Raw genomic sequence first — 511 nt, forward strand, 5'->3', positions numbered from 1 at the left:
GTCAGGAAGGCTGTTCATAAGCATATTAAGGAGGTAAATTTCTGACTAAATTGCACATGAAATTCCCCACTGGTTAGTGGGGAAAAATAATTGCAATAATGGGGAATTTTCACTTGCAAAAAACATAGATATTTCAGTTCTAGTAGGATTTGTTGATAGAACATATCTCCAATATTTGTGGTGAGCATTCGGCTTCTTCATCTTGTAAGGTAATTTATGTCTTCCCATCTATAACTCCCTGTTTCAATTTACATATAAATATGCTTTCTGCGAGCGGGGTAGGGAGAGTAATGGAATCATTCTTCATTGAACTAAGGTTATATGGGAAAATATCTTTTGTTGTTTGTGTTTTTGAATAAAGAGAATAGAATCATATAATACTTTTAATCACAGCTGTCCAAGATAAAATTGCTTCATAAAAACAGCCCCATTTGACCATCTGAAAAAAACATTGATTCTGCCATTGGTTTTGGCTTATTCAACCATAGCCAGATATCTTTTTTCATGAACA

The 511-nt window shown here is 33.7% G+C and carries 1 protein-coding gene; it reads right to left on the reverse strand.

The window, feature by feature from the left end; all coding sequences use genetic code 11:
- Positions 1 to 45: 45 nt before the first annotated feature.
- The gene (locus DV872_RS26430) at positions 46 to 228 is read right to left on the reverse strand and encodes a hypothetical protein (RefSeq protein WP_147283292.1); all 183 of its coding nucleotides are present in this window, start codon (positions 226 to 228) and stop codon (positions 46 to 48) included.
- Positions 229 to 511: the final 283 nt, after the last annotated feature.

Source organism: Oceanispirochaeta sp. M1, from assembly GCF_003346715.1.
Lineage (GTDB): Bacteria > Spirochaetota > Spirochaetia > DSM-2461 > DSM-2461 > Oceanispirochaeta.